The organism is Pseudomonas sp. NFPP12, assembly GCF_900103205.1.
Classification (GTDB): domain Bacteria; phylum Pseudomonadota; class Gammaproteobacteria; order Pseudomonadales; family Pseudomonadaceae; genus Aquipseudomonas; species Aquipseudomonas protegens.
In genome coordinates, this window is record NZ_FMWW01000003.1 from 268,317 (window position 1) to 286,031 (window position 17,715).

The following is a 17,715-nucleotide window of genomic DNA, read 5'->3' on the forward strand; positions in this document are numbered from 1 at the left end:
CGACTGAGCGTTCGATTATCGAACAGATTGTTGCAGGGCTATCGATTGCTTTTCCTCAACCCCGCAACAGCCCTGCCGGCCTTCGGGGGCCGCTGCTGCGGGCGAGGATAACGTTCGAAGAACCCTCTGCGCCCTTCAGGAGCAGCGGGCCCTTCGAGCCCGGCCGCAGCCTGCGGCAGCGGCTACAGGGTAGTCCGCGGTCAGGTCGCGTCTGCGTGACTGACCATGCCCTTGATCACCACCGCGGTGGTGGCCAGGGCCGCCGGAATCACCAGGGCAGTCAGCACTTGTTCGAAGTTCCAGCCCAGGCCCAGCAGGGTCGCCCCCATCCACGCACCGAGAATGGCGCCGAAACGGCCGATGCCAAGCATCCAGGAGACCCCGGTGGCACGCCCCTGGGTCGGGTAGAAGCGCGCGGCCAACGACGGCATTGCCGATTGCGCACCGTTGACGCACATGCCGGCGATCAGCACCAGGGTGGCCAACAGGGTGATGTTGCCCAGGCTCTGCCCGACGGCGTAGGCAAAGACCCCAGCCAGCAGGTAGAAACAGCCGATCACCTTGTGCGGGTTGAAACGGTCCATGGCCCAGCCCACGGCCACCGCGCTGAGGACGCCGCCAAACTGGAACAGGGCGCCGATAAAGGCCGCCTGTTCCATGCTCGCCCCGCTGTCGCGCATCAGGGTCGGCAGCCAGCTGGTGAGCAGGTAGACAATCACCAGCCCCATGAAATAGGTCAGCCACAGCAACAGGGTGCCGACGCTATAGGTGCCGGAGAAGATCACCGCGAACACGTTGCGCGCCTTCACGGTCTTCTGTTCCGGCACGCTGAAGCTGCCAGCCTCGCCGACTATGGCCGGGGCAATCGGCGCCAGGGTCTTGCGCACCTTGTCGGTGCCGCGATTGCGCACCACCAGGTAACGCGCGGACTCCGGCAGCCAGAGCACCAGCACCAGGGCCAGGATCAGCGGCAGGACCCCGCCGATCAGCAGCAGGCTGTGCCAGCCGAAGGCCGGGATCAGCTTGGCGGAAATGAAACCGCCGCCGGCCATGCCCAGGTTGAAACCGCAGAACATGCTGGTCACCAGCAACGACTTGTGGCGTTCGGGGGTGTATTCCGAAAGCAGCGTGGTGGCGTTGGGCATGCCCGCCCCCAGGCCCAGGCCGGTAAGGAAACGCAGGACCAGCAACTGGTCGACGTTGGTGCTGTAGGCCGAAGCCAGGCTGAAGGCACCAAACAGCAGCACCGCCCCCACCAGCACCACCTTGCGGCCGAAACGGTCGGCCAGGGGGCCGGAGCCCAGGGCGCCGAAGACCATGCCGATCAATGCAGCGCTCATGACCGGGCCGAGGCTGGCGCGGTCGATGCCCCAGTCCTGGGACAGCGCCGGGGCGATGAAGCCCATGGCCGCGGTGTCCAGGCCATCGAGGAAGACAATCAGGAAACACAGGATCACCACGCGCCACTGGTAACGGGACAGCGGCTGGGCATTGATGAAGGACTGCACATCAAGGCAGTTCCCTACAGCGGATTGGGGTTGGTTCATTGTTGTTATTTCCACGCTAAAACGCAGGCGAGCACAGGCCGCCAGGGCTGATCAGGTCACTAAAGGGGTGGCAGTATCAGGCGATGCGAGCGGGACGGCAGGAACGGTCGCGGCAACGACGCAGGGAAAGCGTGCTCATGAGTGTTGGCCTCTTCTTTATTATTGGGCGGGCCACCAGCGGCGGGCACACATGCCTGTTTGCCGCCGATGACGCTGCCGCGACATTAATGAGCCAGGGGAAACAGCGTCAATTCGCCAAAGGCGTATCTGTGCGTTTATCGAACAGCTTAAGCAAACAGTTGGGCGCTTAAGTCGCGGCTGGCGCTCAGCAAACCGGGGAGAAAGCGCTGCTCCAGCTCGGCACGGCTGACCCGCCCGGCGTGGGTACTGACGTTCAGCGCCGCCAGCACCTGGCCGGAGGCGTCGTACACCGGTACCGCAATGGAGCGCAGGCCCTGCTCCAGTTCCTGATCAACGATGCACCAGCCCTGCTGGCGCACTTGCTGCAGGCACTCCAGCAAGGCTTCCGGGGTGTGCAGGGTGCGGCTGGTCTTGGCTTGCAGGTCCGCATGGTCGAGGTATTCATGCAGTGACGAATCGTCCAGGGCCGCGAGAAGGATGCGCCCCATGGAGGTGCAATAGGCTGGCAAGCGGCCGCCGACAGACAGGTCGACCGAGATCAGCCGCTGGGTCGTGGCGGAACGGGCGATGTAGAGAATGTCGTCGCCTTCCAGGGTGGCCATGTTGCACGCCTCGTGCAGTTGCTCGCTCATGCGGTCCAGGTAGGGCTGGGCGGAGACCGCCAGAGGCGTCGACGAAAGATAGGCGTGGCCCAGGGTCAGCACCTTGGGCAGCAATGAATAGGTACGCCCGTCGGTGGTGGCGTAACCCAGCTTGATCAGGGTGTGCAGGCAACGGCGCACCGCAGCCCGGGGGATTTCCGTGCGATGGCTGATCTGGGCGATGGTCAAGTGCCGCTTGCGCTCCTGGAACGCCTGCACCACCGCCAGGCCCCGGGCCAGAGAGGTCATGAAATCCGGGTCACCGGTCAACGCCTGAATCCTCTTTGCCGCAGACGCCACGATCGGCGGGGCCACTGAGGTAAAGGAATTACGCATCTGATCGTTCATTTCAGGCTCTCTGCGACGAAATTCTTCGGTATTACAAGCCGTATTGGCGAAGAAGCACAAGCTGGGGCCGGCAACATTGGGCGATTATCGAACCATCGACCGATAATCGCAATCCGCCAAGCCTGGCATCCGCGGCAGTGAGCCCCTGGGTTTATTGCAAAAAACCATAGTAATAATCACCCGTGGAATACCCGGTTATCCCGAGTCTTTTGCAACCGACCACTTGCATCAAGATGCAGACTCCCCATATAGACTTGTACCAGCGGAGTAAGAATCAGGCTTTCCTTGTGTAGGAAATGGTTAGAACTTTTGTGTCACAAAACGCTCACAATAAAGTTGGTCATTTTAAACTTGCCGCCCATAGAGTTATTCTTCGCCGAAGCTATACTGCCGGAGTGAGGAATGTGGAGTCAGTTGCCCCATGCTCCTCTCTCGGGTGACTTGAGACGGTAATCGGTCACCTGCCGCAAGCGCTTGACCCCGAACCAGATTTGGCCAGCCCGCTTGCAACCAACAACACTGTTGCTACGACAGTTGTTTTCATCCGGTGACGTGGCCGCATGCAATTAACGGCACGCTTGAGAGACTCGAAGTCAAGGCCAGACTGGCACTGACTTCAGCTCTGCGTAGATGCCCGCAAGCAATGCGTCGCACCGGACTGGACCTTCACTCAATTAGGTAACACTGTGACGAAAGATGAACTGCGCGCGGAACTTGAGCGCCAGGAGCAACGTTACAAGGAAGTTTACGGCGGCGAGATCACCCGTTATGCCGCCCAGCCGGAACCTGAACGCAAACCTTGGCGCAAACGCGCCAGTATTCTCGATCAGGCCTTCACCCAAGAACTGCAAAAGATGGAAAAAGAGCTCAAGGCCGAACAGCCGTAATGCTGGCAGCCTGACTCATTCAGGGCTTGCTCTACTTGCCCGCCCGATCATCCCGGCGGCCAGGCAGACCATTGATGCTCGTTACCCCGGGCCCATGGCCATCTCGCCCATCCACAGCGAGAGAGGCTACCGGGCAAGCCCTTTGGTTGAAATTTCATACACGCGTTTTAACCCTCTGATTTCCGCGCCCAGGCCATCGGATTGACCGCTCGTGCCCAATAAACTCAATGGCTTGCCGTGTTTGAGGGGTATGTGCGAAAACTCTGCTCCCGGTCAGTTTTTTCGTTGAAGAATGTTACCGGCGAGCACCTTGTGCATTGATTAGCGGGGTTTTCTGGCATAATCGCGCCCCCTTATGACCGGGTCAGAAAACCTTCATGATCGATTTATTCAGCGGACTGGATGCTTGGGTGCTTGTGAGCCTCTTGCTCGCCCTGGCTTTTGTCCTCGCCTACGAGTTCATCAACGGCTTTCATGACACCGCAAATGCGGTTGCCACTGTTATCTACACCAAGGCCATGCCGCCGCACCTGGCCGTGTTCTTCTCCGGTGTGTTCAATTTCCTCGGTGTGCTGCTGGGCGGGGTTGGCGTGGCCTATGCCATCGTCCACCTGCTGCCGGTCGAGCTGCTGATCAACGTCAACACCGGCCACGGCCTGGCCATGGTCTTCTCGTTGCTCGCCGCGGCCATTACCTGGAACCTGGGCACCTGGTACTTCGGCATTCCGGCCTCCAGTTCCCATACCCTGATCGGCTCCATCCTCGGTGTCGGCCTGGCCAATGCCCTGCTCAGCGACATCCCCCTGGGGGATGGCGTGAACTGGCAGAAGGCAATCGACATCGGCGCTTCCCTGGTGTTCTCGCCGATGGCGGGCTTCATTATTGCAGCGCTGGTACTGATCGGCCTGAAATGGTGGCGGCCGATCTCGAAGATGCACAAGACTCCGGAACAGCGCCGCAAAGTCGATGACAAGAAGCACCCGCCATTCTGGAACCGCCTGGTACTGGTGATCTCGGCCATGGCCGTGAGCTTCGTGCACGGCTCCAACGACGGCCAGAAAGGCATCGGCCTGATCATGCTGGTACTGATCGGTATCGTGCCTGCCCAGTTCGTGATGGACCTCAACAGCACCACCTACCAGATCGAGCGCACCCGCGACGCCACCCTGCACCTGAGCCAGTTCTACGAGCGCAATCACGAGTCCCTGGGTGAGTTCCTGGCCCTGGGCAAAAGCGTGAAAGACGACCTGCCGGGCAAGTTCCGCTGCAATCCGCAGCAAACCGAACCGACCATCGCCGCGCTCCTGAGCAGCCTCAAGGGCGTTTCCGACTACCATTCGTTGTCGCCGGAAAGCCGCATCGAAGTGCGTCGCTACCTGCTTTGCCTGGATGACACCGCGAAAAAGGTCGGCAAGCTGCCAGGCATCTCGGCCCGTGAAAAGGCCGACCTGGACAAGCTGCGCAAAGACCTGACCGCCACCACCGAATACGCACCTTTCTGGGTCATCCTGGCTGTCGCCCTGGCTCTGGGCCTGGGCACCATGATCGGCTGGAAGCGCGTAGTGCAGACCATTGGCGAGAAGATCGGCAAGCAGGGCATGACCTACGCCCAGGGCATGTCGGCACAGATCACCGCCGCCGGCCTGATCGGCCTGGCGAACATCTTCAGCCTGCCGGTTTCCACCACCCACGTACTTTCCTCCGGCGTGGCCGGGACCATGGTCGCCAACAAGAGCGGCCTGCAGAGCGGAACGGTACGGACCATCCTCCTGGCCTGGGTCCTGACCCTGCCGGCGACCGTGGCCCTGTCCGCCGGCCTGTTCTGGGCAGCCTCCAAGATCCTGGGTACCTGATACCCCAGCCGGCAACAAAAAAGGTGCGTCCCCAGGGACGCACCTTTTTTTATGCCTTGAGCTTTCTTGCAGGCAAAAAAAAGGGCAACCGAAGTTGCCCAAAATGCCTTGCGTGCTCGTTGCCCTGGAAAGACTTAAGGCTTCTTGCGCTTATTCGCGTCTTTCCAGATAAAGAATCCAAACCCTGCGAAAAACAGAACCATGAGGCCGACAGTCAGCACTCCGGCGATCACCACATTGTCGAAAAACATGACTGGCCTCCTGCTCTTGCCCTGTTGCGATGGGGCTAAGTTAACCAAACGGGAGGCGGGGGAAATTGACCGGGGTCAATGTCGCCCATGACTGGGCGCGAGGAAGGGGGAATAAGTGACTTGCATCAACAGAAAGCGCCCAGATCAGCGCTTTTTCGGTTTGTTTTTCGGTTTTTTCTTGGCCTTGCCCAAGGGCATGGCGTGTTCGAATGCCTGGCGTACTTCGTTCAGGCGCTTTTCATTGAGATCATGCACACGCTTGGCACGCTCGGCGTTCAGGTCGATCAGCTTGTCGTCTTGATTCATGGCTTGGCTTGCATCACTCATGGTCTATATCGGCCGCACGCCTTGAAGCAGCGGGCGGCCCTGGCGAATGTGCCAATAATGCGACGTGGCGCCGCACCTGACCAGTGATCAGACCAAGGCGACTGCAATAAAGTCGCTGCCGGGAAGACTTTTTATCCGCACAATGGCCGCCCCTCCCCACAGGAAACCGCATGTGGAAATGCCCAAGCACCTGCCCCCGCTGCTGGCCCTGCGCGCCTTCGAGGCCGTGGCCCGGCACCTGAGTTTCAGCAAGGCGGCCCGGGAACTGTGCGTCAGCCAGAGCGCGGTCAGCCATCAAGTGCACAAACTCGAACAGCACCTGGGCCAGCCGCTGTTTGTACGACGCACCCGGGCCATTGACCTGACCACCGCCGGCGCCAGCTATTACCAACAGATCCAGCCGGCCCTGGAGCAGATCGCCGAAGCCACCCGGACGCTGTTGGCAGCAGAGCCATCGCAGGTTCTGCGCATCGGCCTGCTGGCCTCCTTCGCCACCTTGTGGCTGGCGCCGCGCCTGGCGGACTTCAGCCGCCGCCACCCTCAGATCCAGCTGGAGCTGCAACCGGCCATCAACCTGGCAGATGTGGCCGGTGCCGAGGTCGACCTGGCCATTCGCTATGGCAAGGGCCACTGGCCCAACGTCCAGGCCACGCGCTTTCTCGCCGAGCAACTGTCACCGGTGTGCAGCCCCGAGTTCAAGGCCGGAGCCCTGGCCAACGGCACCTTGCTGATGGCCCGCTCCCACCGGCCCTTTGAATGGGACGACTGGAGCAGGCAGAACACCGTTGACCTCAGCCCTCACCCCAGCGTCATGCTCCACGACTACAACATCGTGGTGGAAGCGGCGGTGGCCGGCCAGGGCATCGCCATGGGCCGCCGCCAGTTGATCCGGCGCCACCTTGCCCAGGGCAGCCTGGTGGATGCCTTCGACCTCCCGGCTCTGCACAACGATCAGATCGGCTACTGGCTGGTGACCGCCGAAGGTCCGGCGAATCCGGCGGTGCAGTGCTTCGCCCAATGGCTGCTGGAGCAAGGGAGCGACCCATGAAAAATTCAGATACGTCGGATTAGATCTATCCGTTTGTCGCCCCCAGCCTGAACACCGATGCTGCAAGCCTTCCATTCGAGGACTTGCCATGCGCGACTCTCTGCAGCAACGAGTGCAACAACTGGGTCTTGAACTGCCGATCCCCGGCCAGCCGATCGCCAACTACGTCAACCATGCCCAGAGCCAAAACCTGCTGTTCATCTCCGGGCAAACACCGCAAGCAGAGCAGCATCCCCATCTGCTGGGCCGGCTCGGTGACAACCTCAGCATCGAGCAAGGTGCCCAGGCTGCGGAACTGGCGGCCCTGGCCCTGCTGGCGCAACTCTCGGCGGCCCTGGGGGACGACTTGTCGAGGCTGCAACGCATCAGCCGGCTGGGGGTGTTCATTGCCGCCAGCGCCGACTTCAAGGGCCATGGCCAGGTCGCCAATGGCGCCTCCAACCTGCTGGTCAATGCCCTGGGCGAGAAAGGCCGGCATGCCCGCACTTCGGTGGGCGTCGCCAGCCTGCCTGCCGGCGTCGCCGTGGAGGTCGACGGGATTTTCGAGCTCAAGCCGTGATGCCCCTGAACCCGGACCACATCGCCCGGCTACGGGCGGCCACACCGGGTTGCACCCGGGTCTGTCACTTCAACCATGCCGGGGGGTCCCTGCCCAGCCAGGGCACCCTGGACGCCATGTCCGGGCAACTGCAGCGGGAGGCCCACAGCGGGCCGATGGAAGCGGCCGGCGCCGGCGCCCAGTTGCAGGAGCAGGCGCGACAGACCGCCGCCCGAGTGCTCAACACCTGCCCGCAAGCCATCGCCTTTACCAGCAGTGGTTCGGCGGCCTGGGGCATGGCCTTCAACGCCCTGCCCGCCTGGCAGCCGGGCGACCGGATCCTGGTGGGGCGCCAGGAATGGGCCGGCAACCTGGCCTGCATGGCCCCGGCCGTGGCCGCCGGCGCGCGGCTGGAAGTCATTCCCTGTGACAGCCACGGTGCGGTTTCAGTCCCGGCGCTGGAGTCCATGCTCGACTCCCGGGTGCGCCTCATCGCCTTGACCTGGCTACCGGCCAATGGCGGGCTGATCAACCCGGCCGCAGCCATCGGCCAACTGGCGCGCCAATGGCGCATCCCCTACTTCATCGATGCCGGCCAGGCTCTGGGCCAGGTGCCCTGCGACGTGCAGGCGCTCAACTGCGATGTGCTCAAGGGCGCGGGGCGCAAGTACCTGCGCGGCCCGCGAGGCACGGCCCTGCTCTATATAAGGCCCGGCTTCCTCGAGCAGTTGAATCCGCTGCCGCGGGACGTGCTGTCGGCGCCCTGGGACGGCCAGGGCTTCGCTCTGCGCAACGATGCCCGGCGCTTTGAAACCAGTGAAGTGTCGATGGTGCTGCTGGCTGGCCTTGCCAATGCCCTGCAGGAGTTCGAAAGCATCGGCGTGGCCGCCATTGCGCAAAGGATCAGTGCCTTGAGCGAGCCGCTGCGCAAGAAGCTGCAGCGCTTGCCCGGCCTGCAACTCCAGGACCTGGGCAGCCCGGGGCAGCAATCGGGCCTGATCGCCTTCACTCTCGAAGGTTGGGACGGGCTGGCACTCAAGGAGGAACTGGCGCGGCGCGGCATCAATATCGGCGCCAATGGCGTCAACTACACACCACTGGACATGCAGGCCCGAGGCCTGGGCAACATTGCCCGGATCGCCTTGAGTTACTTCAATACACAAGAGGAAATCGAGCGCCTGTTGCAGGCCCTCGGGGAACTGGCGGGGAACAAGCGCTCCTAGACCTCGACATCCACCCACAGGCCCTGGCGCGGAGCATCTTCGATCAACGGCACAACCGGCACGGTGTTGTCGGCGTTCAGTTCATCGCCGGGCACTGCCAGGTGCTCTTCGGGGTCGTCCTCGGCCTCACGCTCACGGCGCTGCTTCTGTTGCTGGCGCCGCTGTTCCTCGCGCAGCAGCAGGGCGGACTCCTCGGGGTCGCGCTTTTGCAGGTCGATGGTGCTTTCGTTGGAGCTTTCCTGCACCGGTACCACAGGCGGGATGTCCGGTCGCTGGCGGATCGGATCCTGCTGGGCGGTGATCGGCACGGCACTCAAGGGGAGCATCGGTGGCAGCATATTATTGGTCTCCTGTCGGCAGGCTGTCGGCTGCGGCATGGGCGACTTGAGCCATCGGTCGCAAAACTGTGACCCAGTCGTCAGCCGATAGTGCCCCGCCACCCGACGAATGCACGCCGTACGCTACCTTTTAATCCAGGGGATTGATCAGAGTTCTTTGGACTGGAAGCGTCGTTCCGTTAAGATAGTCGGCTTTTTCAAAGCGGGAGTCAGGCAGCATGGCGCAGCAGTATCAACCGGGGCAACGCTGGATTAGTGACAGCGAAGCCGAGCTGGGTTTAGGCACCGTTCTGGCACAGGACGGTCGCTTGCTGACCGTGCTCTATCCGGCCACTGGCGACACCCGCCAGTATGCGCTACGGAATGCGCCCCTCACTCGCGTGAGGTTCTCTCCGGGTGACAGCATCACCCACTTCGAAGGCTGGAAAATGACCGTACAGGAAGTCGATGATGTCGACGGCCTGCTGGTCTACCACGGCCTCAATGGGCAGAACGAAGCCGTCACCCTGCCGGAAACCCAACTCTCGAACTTCATCCAGTTCCGTCTGGCCAGCGACCGTCTGTTCGCCGGGCAGATCGACCCGCTGGCCTGGTTCTCCCTGCGCTACCACACCCTGGAACACACCAGCCGCCAGCTGCAGTCCTCGCTCTGGGGCCTGGGTGGCGTGCGCGCCCAACCCATCGCCCACCAGTTGCACATTGCCCGTGAAGTCGCCGACCGCATCGCGCCGCGGGTCCTGCTGGCGGACGAAGTGGGCCTGGGCAAGACCATCGAGGCCGGCCTGGTGATCCATCGCCAACTGCTTTCGGGTCGCGCCAGCCGAGTGCTGATCCTGGTACCGGAAAACCTCCAGCACCAGTGGCTGGTAGAGATGCGCCGGCGCTTCAACCTGCAAGTGGCACTGTTCGATGAAGAACGCTTTATCGAAAGCGATGCCAGCAACCCGTTCGAAGACACCCAGCTGGCCCTGGTGGCCCTGGAGTGGCTGGTGGACGACGAGAAGGCCCAGGACGCGCTGTTCGCCGCCGGCTGGGACCTGATGGTGGTGGACGAAGCCCACCACCTGGTGTGGCACGAAGACCAGGTCAGCCCGGAATACGCCCTGGTGGAACAGCTGGCAGAGACCATTCCTGGTGTGCTGCTGTTGACCGCAACCCCGGAACAACTGGGCCAGGACAGCCACTTCGCCCGCCTGCGCCTGCTGGACCCGAACCGTTTCCACGACCTCGCGGCCTTCCGCGCCGAGAGCGAGAACTACCGCCCGGTGGCCGAAGCCGTGCAGGAACTGATGGATAAAGGCCGCCTGTCTCCCGAGGCGCACAAGACCATCCACGGTTTCCTCGGCAACGAAGGCGAAGCCCTGCTGGCCGCGGTCAACGACGGCGACAGCGAAGCCAGCGCACGCCTGGTGCGTGAACTGCTGGACCGCCACGGCACCGGCCGCGTGCTGTTTCGCAACACCCGCGCCGCGGTGCAGGGTTTCCCCGAGCGCAAGCTGCACGCCTACCCGCTGCCATGCCCGGACGAATACCTGGAACTGCCCCTGGGCGAACACGCCGAGCTGTACCCGGAAGTCAGCTTCCAGGCCCAGCCCGACGTCAGCGATGACGAACAGCGCTGGTGGAAGTTCGACCCGCGGGTCGAGTGGCTGATCGACCAGCTGAAAATGCTCAAGCGCACCAAGGTGCTGGTGATCTGCGCCCACGCGGAAACCGCCATGGACCTGGAGGACGCCCTGCGCGTGCGCTCCGGCATCCCGGCCACGGTATTCCACGAGGGCATGAACATCCTCGAACGTGACCGTGCCGCCGCCTACTTCGCCGATGAAGAGTTCGGCGCCCAGGTGCTGATCTGCTCGGAAATCGGCAGTGAAGGCCGCAACTTCCAGTTCGCCCACCACCTGGTGCTGTTCGACCTGCCGTCGCACCCGGACCTGCTGGAGCAGCGGATCGGCCGTCTCGACCGGATCGGCCAGAAGCACGTGATCGAACTGCACGTGCCGTACCTGGAAACCAGCCCGCAAGAGCGCCTGTTCCAGTGGTACCACGAAGCCCTGAACGCCTTCCTCAACACCTGCCCTACCGGCAACGCCCTGCAGCACCAGTTCGGCCCACGCCTGCTGCCGCTGCTGGAAAATGCCGATGACGGCGAGTGGCAGGCACTGATCGATGCCGCCCGCGGCGAACGCGAGCGCCTGGAAGCCGAGCTGCACACCGGTCGCGACCGCCTGCTGGAGTTGAACTCCGGTGGTGCCGGCGAAGGCGACGCCCTGGTGGAAGCGATCCTCGAACAGGACGATCAGTTCGCCCTGCCGATCTACATGGAAACCCTGTTCGACGCTTTCGGCATCGACAGCGAGGACCATTCGGAAAACGCCCTGATCCTCAAGCCCAGCGAGAAGATGCTCGACGCCAGCTTCCCCCTGGGCGACGACGAAGGCGTGACCATCACCTACGACCGCAACCAGGCGCTGTCTCGCGAGGACATGCAGTTCATCACCTGGGAACACCCCATGGTGCAGGGCGGCATGGACCTGGTGCTGTCCGGCTCCATGGGCAACACCGCCGTGGCGCTGATCAAGAACAAGGCGCTCAAACCCGGCACCGTGCTGCTGGAGCTGCTGTACGTCAGTGAAGTGGTCGCCCCGCGCTCGCTGCAACTGGGCCGCTACCTGCCGCCGGCTGCCCTGCGCTGCCTGCTGGACGCCAATGGCAACGACCTGTCGGCGCGGGTCGCCTTCGAGACCCTGAACGACCAGCTGGAAAGCGTGCCCAAGGCCAGCGCCAACAAGTTCATCCAGGCCCAGCGCGATCAATTGGCGCCGAAGATCAACGCCGGCGAAGCCAAGGTCGCACCGCGTCACGCCGAACGCGTGGCCGAGGCGCAACGCCGCCTGGCAGCCGACACCGACGAAGAACTGGCGCGCCTGACCGCGTTGCAGGCGGTCAACCCGACTGTCCGTGACAGCGAGCTGGTGGCCCTGCGTCAACAGCGCGAACAGGGCCTGGCCATGCTGGAAAAAGCCGCCCTGCGCCTGGAAGCGATCCGGGTGCTGGTGGCGGGCTGATAGCCCGGTTGTCAGCACTGAACAAAAGGCCCGCACTGTGCGGGCCTTTTTTTTGCCTGTCGCCTGCCAATGCAGCAACGCGCCCTAGCGGCTCACTGCACCATCGTTGATCGCCGGCAGACTCACCTCTGCTGGGGCATCAGCGGCATTCCCACAGGCCAGCCCCTCTTTCATCCGCTGGGCGTCACGGACAAAACAGCGTGCTGCCTGGAACAGAAACAGCAGGGTCAGGAACAGGGCCACGGGAATCAGGTACATCGCATCGTGCAGACCGATGGCCTTGAACTCTTCGGTCATCAGCTCTGCGCCTGCGGCATACATTGCCGAATGGGCGAAGTGGTCGGAGAGCGCCCCCACCACCACCGGCCCCAAGCCGCCCCCCAACAGGTACAGGCCGGCGAAGAACAGGGCCATGGCGGTGGCGCGCAAGCGCGGTTCGACCACATCCTGCAGGGCGGTATAGACGCAGGTATAGAAGTTGTAGGCAAACAGCCAGCCGACACTGAATACCGCGACGAACACCCCGACCTCCACCCGCCCGGCATGCAGTGCCCATCCGGTGGCGAGGGTCGAGATGATCAGGCTGCAGGCCGCGAACAACAAACGACCATTGGCTACCCGCTGATGAATCTTGTCGGCGATCCAGCCACCCAGGGTCAGGCCCACCAGGCCGGTCACCCCGACGATCAGCCCGGTGGCCATGGCGGCTTCCTGCAAGGGCATGAGGAAGTAGCGCTGCAGCATCGGCACCAGGAACGAGTTGCAGGCATAGGTGGCGAAGTTGAAAGTCAGCCCGGCCAGAGTCAGCCAGAGAAAGGTCGGTATCGCCAGCACCCGGCGAATGGGCCGGTCAATCCGCACCTGGGCCACTTTCACCGTTTCCGCCGCGCCGCGCTTGGGTTCCTTGATGAAGAACATGAACACCGCCAGCACCAACCCTGGCACCGCCGCAATGAAGAACGGCGCCCGCCAGCTGTCGAAGGCCTTGACCATGGCACCGATGGTGAAGAACGCCAGCACCAGCCCCAGAGGCAGGCCGAGCATGAAGATGCCCATGGCCCGGGCCCGGCGGTGAGCGGGGAACAGGTCGCCGATCAGCGAGTTGGCGGCCGGGGCGTAGCTGGCCTCGCCAATCCCCACGCCCATGCGCACCAGCAAAAAGCTCCAGAAGCTGCCGACCATGCCGTTGACCGCGGTGAGCCCGCTCCACACCGCCAACCCCCAGCCCATCAGCTTACTGCGCGAGCCGGTGTCGGCCAGGCGCCCCAGGGGCAAGCCGGCAATGGCATAGACGATGGTGAAGGCGGTGCCGATGATCCCCAGCTGGAAGTCGCTCAGGTGCCATTCCATGCGGATCGGCTCGATGATGATGGCGGGGATGGTGCGATCGAAGAAGTTGAACAGGTTTGCCAAAAACAACAGGAACAGAATGCGCCAGGCATTTGCCGCTTGAGTCGAATTATCCATGGATCGATCTCTTTTATTGTTATTGGGCCAGACGCGAGCGGGCCTGGAAGCTGCAATCTAGTCAGCCGCACCCACGCTGTCTGTAATCATTCGCCAGCCTGATACCAAGGCATCGCAGGCAGGCGCGGGGATGGCACTTGCGGCTCCCCGGAACAAGCCGCCCGAACTTCGCCACAGTCCCCGCTACCCGGGCCTTTCCCAGTCTTTTCAAGGGCTTGGCCAAGGCCGAAAAAATACCTTGCGCCCCCCCTTCCCAAGGCCGATGCGAAGCCTAGAATAGCCGCCTTCCCAGCCCCCCTTATCAACCCCTCCCCCATCGAATACGCCAATGTCCGAAGCCAGTCCGTGTCTGAATTGCGGTGCCTGCTGTTCATACTTTCGTGTGTCTTTTTTCTGGGGCGAATGCGCCTCATCCGGCGGGACTGTCCCCGACGAGCTGGTGCAAAGCATCAGCCCCAGCCGGGTGGCAATGCTCGGAACCGACTGCAAATCCCCGCGCTGCATCGCCCTTGAAGGCGAGGTCGGCCAGGGTGTGAGCTGTTCGATCTATGACCAGCGCTCCAGCCCGTGCCGCGAGTTCGAGGCTTCCTGGACCGACGGCCAGCCCAACAGCGACTGCGACGCCGCCCGCGCCGCCTTCGGCCTGGCCCCCCTGGAACCGGCGGACACCGAGCCCTGGTACGAGGAAAGCGCTTAGCACCTTTGGCGATAGGGCTCATAAGCAAATCATTAGCAGCAGCGTGCCACCTCCCATTGCAGCCAGCGGGTGCCTTCTATACTCCAAGCACTCGTTGGCGCGCGGCTCCGCCGACCTCAGATGACTCAGAGATGGGCAGGCTATGGACTGGCTGGGCGTGCATTTCATTACCGAGCTTCCACAGGCCGGGCAAGTGGTCCTGCATTGCACCCACAACCCGGTTCTGGTGCTTCTGGCCTACCTGGTAGCCTGTGCCGCCAGCTTCGCCACCCTGGACATGGCCGAACGTGTCAGTCATGCCGAGCGACCGGCCAGCCAGCGCCTGTGGCGCTGGGTCGGAGCCTGCTGCCTGGCCGGGGGGATCTGGGCCATGCACTTCATCGCCATGCTGGCGTTCGAGGCGCCGCTGCAGATCCACTACGACCTGCCCCTGACCCTGCTGTCGCTCCTGATCGCGCTGGTCGCCGCCTGGCTGGCGATGAACACCCTGAGCCACGCGCACATGCCGCTGTGGCGCTATGGCGTTGCTTCGATCTGGATCGGCCTGGGCATCGCCGCCATGCACTACGTCGGCATGGCGGCCATGCGCAGCAGCGCCAGCCTGTACTACGACCCCTTACTGATGGCGCTGTCGGTTTTGGTGGCGATCGCCTGCAGCCTGGCGGCGCTGCTGCTGTCCCGTCACCTGCGCGAAGGCAGCGGCATGTTCCACCAGTTGCTCAAGTACGCCAGCAGCCTGGTGCTGGGCGCTGCCATCGTGCTCATGCACTTCACCGGCATCTGGGCCATGACCCTGGTGCTGCCCGCCGGCAGCCTGCCCGCCCCCGCCACATCCGACGGGCATCTGCAACTGGGCCTGACCCTGAGCGCGATCGTGCTCTTGATCATCGGCAGCGGCATCAGCGCGGCCCTGGCCGACAAGAAGCTGCAACACAAGGAGCGGGACCTGCGGCGGGTCAATGCGCTGCTTTCGCAACTGGACCAGGCCCGGGTTTCCCTGCAGCAGGTGGCCCACTACGACGCCCTGACCAACCTGATCAACCGCCGCGGCTTCAACCAGCTGTTCGCCGAAAAGCTCATCGAGAAAACCACCTTTGGCGGCATGCTGGCGGTGATGTTCCTCGACATCGACCACTTCAAGCGCATCAATGACAGCCTCGGCCACGATGCCGGGGACGAGTTGCTGAAAGTCATCGCCGGGCACATCAAGAGCTCCACCCGCAGCCATGAAGACGTGGTGGCACGCCTGGGCGGCGACGAGTTCTGCATCCTCATCAATCTGTACGACCGCGAAGAAGCCCGGCAGATGGCCCAGCGCATCATGCAGAAAATGAAGGAGCCGATCGAACTGGGAGGGCGGCGCATGGTGATGACCACCAGCATCGGCATCAGCGTCTTCCCCGATGACGGCAAGACCTGCGAGGAGTTGCTCAAGAACGCCGACCTGGCCCTGTATCAATCCAAGGATTGCGGGCGCAACAGCCTGCATTTCTTCAACTCCCACCTCAAGACCCGGGCCACCCTGGAACTGCAACTGGAAGAGGAATTGCGCAACGCCCTGCGCGACGACCAGGGCCTGCTGCTGTATTACCAACCTATCTACGACCTCAAGAGCGGCAGGGTCACCAAGCTCGAAGCCCTGATCCGCTGGCAGCACCCGCAACATGGGCTGCTGACCCCGGATCGCTTCATCTCCATTGCCGAAGCCAACGGCATGATCGCCGAGCTGGACAACTGGGTGCTGCGCAAGGCCTGCGCGGACCTGGCCTACCTGTCGCGCCATGGCTGTGGCGAACTGAAGATCGCGGTCAACTGCTCGGCCCTGAACCTGACCCGCGAAGAGCTCGCCGGGGAGATCGAAAGCGCCCTGCGCCAGGCTCAGGTGGCGCCGCAGCGGCTGGAGCTGGAAGTCACGGAAAACGCCCTGATGGGCAATATTGCCAGCACCCTGGCGCTGCTCAAGCAGATCCGCGGGCTGGGGGTGTCGCTGTCGATCGACGACTTCGGCACCGGCTACTCATCCCTGGCCTATCTCAAGCGCTTGCCCCTGAACACCCTGAAGATCGATCGATCGTTCATCCAGGACATCCCCAAGTCGACCCAGGACATGGAGATCGTCCAGGCGATCATCATCATGGCCCACACCCTGCACCTGCAGGTGGTCACCGAAGGGGTCGAAACCCCGGAACAGCAAGCGTTTCTCCAGCACCATGGCTGCGACTACCTGCAGGGCTACCTGCTCAGCCATCCGGTGCCGCTGCGGGAGTTGCGCGGGGTGCTGGAGGAGCTCGACCAGCGCCACGCCGCGCCGATCAATCCGCGGGCGCCGGGTCCCGATAAAGGCGAACCAGGGTCGCTGGATCTTTTTCCAGATAGCCCTGCCCACCATGCAGACGCATCAACTGCGCAGCTAATCCGCTGATCGGCGTCGCCGAGCCCTGTTCGCGGGAAAACTTCACCGCTCCATCCAGGTCCTTGAGCAGGGTGCGCACATGCCACTTCACCGGCTCGAACCGGCTTTCAGCCATTTGCGGGGCCAGGATCTGCAAAGGTTTCGAGTCGGCAAAGCCACCGGCCAGGGCCTCGGCGATCAGCCGCGCATCCACCCCCGAGCGCTCGGCCAGGGCCACCACCTCGGCGATCACCAGGGCGTTGCAGGCGACGATCATCTGGTTGCAGGCCTTGGTCACCTGCCCGGCGCCCACCGCCCCCATGTGCGTGACCCGCTGCCCCAGGGTCAGCAGCACTGGCCGCACCCGCTCGACGTCCGTCGCCGCACCGCCAACCATGATGGCCAGGCTGCCGGCCTCGGCGCCCGGGGTACCGCCGGACACCGGCGCATCGACCCAGGCCACGCCGCGGCTCGCGGCCAGTTCGGCGGCCATTTCCCGGGTAGCCGTGGGTTCCAGGCTGGAGAGATCCAGCAGCAGCTGGCCGGCCCGGGCCCCCTGGGCGATACCCTCGGGGCCAAACACCACCTCGCGCACCACCTCGGTATTGGCCAGGCACATCAGCAACAGGTCGGCATGGGCACACAGCTGCGCCGGCGTGGCAACTTGTCGCGCCCCGGCAGCCACCAGGGGCGCGCATTTTTCCGGGTTGCGGTTCCACACCGTCAGCGGATAGCCCGCCGCCAACAGCCGGCGGCACATCGGCAAGCCCATCAGGCCGATTCCGGCAAAGCCGAGTGAAGGTAACGCTGACATCATATTGCCCTCATTTGATTAAAGATCACCGAATACTGGCCGATTCATCATGATTCAGGAAAGGATTCCCCCGAGCGTCGCTCAGAAAAAACCCTGACGCCTTGGGCAAAATTCGCGCTCCACGCAGCGACGAGG

At 63.3% G+C, this 17,715-nt stretch carries 15 protein-coding genes; 8 read left to right on the plus strand and 7 right to left on the minus strand.

What is annotated here, in order from left to right:
* Positions 1–200 precede the first annotated feature (200 nt).
* Together BLS75_RS14020 and pcaR are read right to left on the minus strand one after the other, a co-directional pair.
* On the minus strand, positions 201–1,547 hold the full coding sequence (locus tag BLS75_RS14020) for a 4-hydroxybenzoate transporter PcaK (protein WP_011059658.1): 1,347 nt from the start codon (positions 1,545–1,547) through the stop codon (positions 201–203).
* A gap of 287 nt (positions 1,548–1,834) precedes the next feature.
* On the minus strand, positions 1,835–2,677 hold the full coding sequence (pcaR, locus tag BLS75_RS14025; RefSeq protein ID WP_011059657.1) for a pca regulon transcriptional regulator PcaR: 843 nt from the start codon (positions 2,675–2,677) through the stop codon (positions 1,835–1,837).
* Positions 2,678–3,363: 686 nt separating this feature from the next.
* Here pcaR and BLS75_RS14030 point away from each other — a divergent pair.
* Both BLS75_RS14030 and BLS75_RS14035 read left to right on the plus strand, forming a co-directional pair.
* Positions 3,364–3,564 carry a hypothetical protein gene (locus tag BLS75_RS14030; protein ID WP_011059656.1) on the plus strand — a complete coding sequence of 67 codons (201 nt, stop codon included), beginning with the start codon at positions 3,364–3,366 and terminating at the stop codon, positions 3,562–3,564.
* A gap of 377 nt (positions 3,565–3,941) precedes the next feature.
* Positions 3,942–5,417 carry an inorganic phosphate transporter gene (locus BLS75_RS14035; protein ID WP_011059655.1) on the plus strand — a complete coding sequence of 492 codons (1,476 nt, stop codon included), beginning with the start codon at positions 3,942–3,944 and terminating at the stop codon, positions 5,415–5,417.
* Positions 5,418–5,551: 134 nt separating this feature from the next.
* Here BLS75_RS14035 and ccoM read toward each other — a convergent pair whose 3' ends face one another.
* On the minus strand, positions 5,552–5,668 hold the full coding sequence (gene ccoM, locus BLS75_RS32795; RefSeq protein ID WP_015634423.1) for a cytochrome c oxidase subunit CcoM: 117 nt from the start codon (positions 5,666–5,668) through the stop codon (positions 5,552–5,554).
* Positions 5,669–5,812: 144 nt separating this feature from the next.
* A complete protein-coding gene (locus tag BLS75_RS14040) occupies positions 5,813–5,995 on the minus strand; it encodes a hypothetical protein (protein ID WP_011059654.1) in 183 nt (60 codons plus the stop codon).
* A gap of 178 nt (positions 5,996–6,173) precedes the next feature.
* Between BLS75_RS14040 and gcvA the strand changes: the two genes are divergently transcribed.
* From gcvA to BLS75_RS14055, 3 genes are all read left to right on the plus strand, one after another.
* Entirely contained in the window at positions 6,174–7,043 is an 870-nt protein-coding gene (gcvA, locus tag BLS75_RS14045; protein ID WP_072451356.1) for a transcriptional regulator GcvA, read from the plus strand.
* A gap of 88 nt (positions 7,044–7,131) precedes the next feature.
* Entirely contained in the window at positions 7,132–7,602 is a 471-nt protein-coding gene (locus tag BLS75_RS14050; RefSeq protein WP_011059652.1) for a RidA family protein, read from the plus strand.
* Positions 7,602–8,804 carry an aminotransferase class V-fold PLP-dependent enzyme gene (locus BLS75_RS14055; protein ID WP_072451112.1) on the plus strand — a complete coding sequence of 401 codons (1,203 nt, stop codon included), beginning with the start codon at positions 7,602–7,604 and terminating at the stop codon, positions 8,802–8,804. The genes BLS75_RS14050 and BLS75_RS14055 overlap by 1 nt, the downstream gene beginning before the upstream one ends.
* On the opposite strand, the gene BLS75_RS14060 is transcribed toward BLS75_RS14055, so the two are convergent.
* Positions 8,801–9,142 carry a hypothetical protein gene (locus tag BLS75_RS14060; RefSeq protein ID WP_011059650.1) on the minus strand — a complete coding sequence of 114 codons (342 nt, stop codon included), beginning with the start codon at positions 9,140–9,142 and terminating at the stop codon, positions 8,801–8,803. The genes BLS75_RS14055 and BLS75_RS14060 overlap by 4 nt on opposite strands.
* Before the next feature lie 218 nt (positions 9,143–9,360).
* Here BLS75_RS14060 and rapA point away from each other — a divergent pair, with 218 nt between their 5' ends.
* The gene (gene rapA / locus BLS75_RS14065) at positions 9,361–12,210 is read left to right on the plus strand and encodes an RNA polymerase-associated protein RapA (protein ID WP_011059649.1); all 2,850 of its coding nucleotides are present in this window, start codon (positions 9,361–9,363) and stop codon (positions 12,208–12,210) included.
* An 84-nt stretch (positions 12,211–12,294) separates the two neighbouring features.
* Here the strand turns inward: rapA and BLS75_RS14070 are convergent, their stop codons facing one another.
* Positions 12,295–13,677 (minus strand): spinster family MFS transporter, encoded by a 1,383-nt coding sequence (locus BLS75_RS14070; protein ID WP_015634417.1) that lies wholly within the window; start codon positions 13,675–13,677, stop codon positions 12,295–12,297.
* Positions 13,678–14,005: 328 nt separating this feature from the next.
* Between BLS75_RS14070 and BLS75_RS14075 the strand changes: the two genes are divergently transcribed.
* Positions 14,006–14,374, plus strand: coding sequence for a YkgJ family cysteine cluster protein (locus tag BLS75_RS14075; protein WP_015634416.1), 369 nt, complete (start codon positions 14,006–14,008; stop codon positions 14,372–14,374).
* Positions 14,375–14,516: 142 nt separating this feature from the next.
* Positions 14,517–16,796, plus strand: a complete 2,280-nt coding sequence (locus tag BLS75_RS14080) for a putative bifunctional diguanylate cyclase/phosphodiesterase (protein ID WP_011059646.1) — start codon at positions 14,517–14,519, stop codon at positions 16,794–16,796.
* Here BLS75_RS14080 and BLS75_RS14085 read toward each other — a convergent pair.
* Positions 16,687–17,583: an NAD(P)-dependent oxidoreductase gene (locus BLS75_RS14085; RefSeq protein ID WP_072451113.1), complete on the minus strand. Its 897-nt coding sequence runs from the start codon at positions 17,581–17,583 to the stop codon at positions 16,687–16,689. The two genes, BLS75_RS14080 and BLS75_RS14085, sit on opposite strands and share 110 nt — an antisense overlap.
* Positions 17,584–17,715 lie beyond the last annotated feature (132 nt).

Coding starts and splice junctions, on each gene's coding strand:
- BLS75_RS14020 (WP_011059658.1), bottom strand. CDS start 1,547: ATGAACCAACCCCAATCCGCTGTAGGGAACTGCCTTGATGTGCAGTCC.
- pcaR (WP_011059657.1), bottom strand. CDS start 2,677: ATGAACGATCAGATGCGTAATTCCTTTACCTCAGTGGCCCCGCCGATC.
- BLS75_RS14035 (WP_011059655.1), top strand. CDS start 3,942: ATGATCGATTTATTCAGCGGACTGGATGCTTGGGTGCTTGTGAGCCTC.
- ccoM (WP_015634423.1), bottom strand. CDS start 5,668: ATGTTTTTCGACAATGTGGTGATCGCCGGAGTGCTGACTGTCGGCCTC.
- BLS75_RS14040 (WP_011059654.1), bottom strand. CDS start 5,995: ATGAGTGATGCAAGCCAAGCCATGAATCAAGACGACAAGCTGATCGAC.
- gcvA (WP_072451356.1), top strand. CDS start 6,174: ATGCCCAAGCACCTGCCCCCGCTGCTGGCCCTGCGCGCCTTCGAGGCC.
- BLS75_RS14050 (WP_011059652.1), top strand. CDS start 7,132: ATGCGCGACTCTCTGCAGCAACGAGTGCAACAACTGGGTCTTGAACTG.
- BLS75_RS14055 (WP_072451112.1), top strand. CDS start 7,602: ATGCCCCTGAACCCGGACCACATCGCCCGGCTACGGGCGGCCACACCG.
- BLS75_RS14060 (WP_011059650.1), bottom strand. CDS start 9,142: ATGCTGCCACCGATGCTCCCCTTGAGTGCCGTGCCGATCACCGCCCAG.
- rapA (WP_011059649.1), top strand. CDS start 9,361: ATGGCGCAGCAGTATCAACCGGGGCAACGCTGGATTAGTGACAGCGAA.
- BLS75_RS14070 (WP_015634417.1), bottom strand. CDS start 13,677: ATGGATAATTCGACTCAAGCGGCAAATGCCTGGCGCATTCTGTTCCTG.
- BLS75_RS14075 (WP_015634416.1), top strand. CDS start 14,006: ATGTCCGAAGCCAGTCCGTGTCTGAATTGCGGTGCCTGCTGTTCATAC.
- BLS75_RS14080 (WP_011059646.1), top strand. CDS start 14,517: ATGGACTGGCTGGGCGTGCATTTCATTACCGAGCTTCCACAGGCCGGG.
- BLS75_RS14085 (WP_072451113.1), bottom strand. CDS start 17,583: ATGATGTCAGCGTTACCTTCACTCGGCTTTGCCGGAATCGGCCTGATG.